This window comes from Pseudomonas sp. 05N434 (assembly GCF_056396965.1).
The window spans coordinates 1-1,206 of sequence record NZ_JBFTMK010000885.1 but is presented as its reverse complement, the minus strand read 5'-3'; the positions used below and the strand labels follow the sequence as shown (position 1 = coordinate 1,206).

Below are 1,206 nucleotides of genomic sequence, written 5' to 3'. Positions count from 1 at the left end.
GAGTTAATATGTAGTATGCAATGAGGGTTCCGGAAAACTCCCAAGGCAGAAGCCATGCAGCCCCGGAAAAAGCGCCAACCAATAATACGGGAAAGAGCTGTAGCCCGGACTTGATCGACAATCGTCCAGCGGCAAATGGACGATGTCGTTTGGAGTGATGATGCCGGTCATCGGCGAGATCCAACAAGTCATTAAGTAGATAGACGCTAGAGGCACATAGTCCAAAAAACAGAAAGGCCAATACTCCCTGCCATAGGAGCATGGGGTTGGTCAGTTGATGCGCCGCCATTAGAGGCACGAAAATCAGCGCATTCTTCATCCACTGGTGCAGCCGCAACGCCTTCAACCAGTCCTTCGCCCTGGAAGGATTGGAGTGAATCACCTGTTCGACATTGCCCTGTGCCCGAGCGCCACGCTCAACACCGGATTCCGGATTGACCACATAAGCCTTCCGGGCAACCGCCCAAACTGGGACGTCGTCATGAGAGTTACCCACGTAATCAAAGCCCTGCTCACTATAGTGCTCGACCAACAGATCGCGTTTACGATGGGCCGACAGGTTTCGCTTGCTGTCAGAGGCTAGCACCAGGTCAAACAATTGAAGATGTTCAGCAATGCGTTCGGCCAGGCTGTAATGGCTGGCTGTCGCCAGCACTACGGTCCGACCGGTACGCCGCTCGACTTCAATTAGTTCAATGACTGCAGGATCGAAAGGCAGGACACTGACGTCAATATGGGTGGCATGGGCGAGGCCTTCCTTTAAAGCCACCTTGCCTTTGGTCAACCAAATAAAGGGTTTAAACAGGCTCAATGGCTTATGCCGAACAAAAGCCATACCTGTTTCCAGCAGCAGATCGGAGCGCAGCAGGGTACCGTCGAGATCGACAATAAGCGGAATAGTGGGAGATGTAATTTGGACAGTCACAAGAGCTCTTCCTGAATATTGGCGACTCAAACAAAAACAAAATAAGATCAGGAAAACAACGGAGATCTTAGCAAAGGCTACTAAAAGGCCGTCAGGCTTTAATTTGCGCGAAATGGTACCACGGTTGACACATGGATTCACGGGAAGTGGCTAATAAATTGACTGACAGGGCATGCGGTGATGAGGGTGATCACAGAGTCGTAACGCAGCCGATCCCTGACCTGGTCAACTTGATTCGATCCCCGCACAAAGAGTGAGGTGCGTCAGTAACCCCCGAGAAT

Annotated in this window: 1 protein-coding gene; it reads right to left on the bottom strand. The window is 51.4% G+C overall.

Features of this window, described 5'->3' with window-relative positions; translation table 11 throughout:
- On the bottom strand, positions 1-925 hold a 925-nt coding region (locus tag AC1DLB_RS30410; protein WP_477786333.1), incomplete at its 3' end, for a UbiA family prenyltransferase.
- Between the last annotated feature and the right edge of the window lie 281 nt (positions 926-1,206).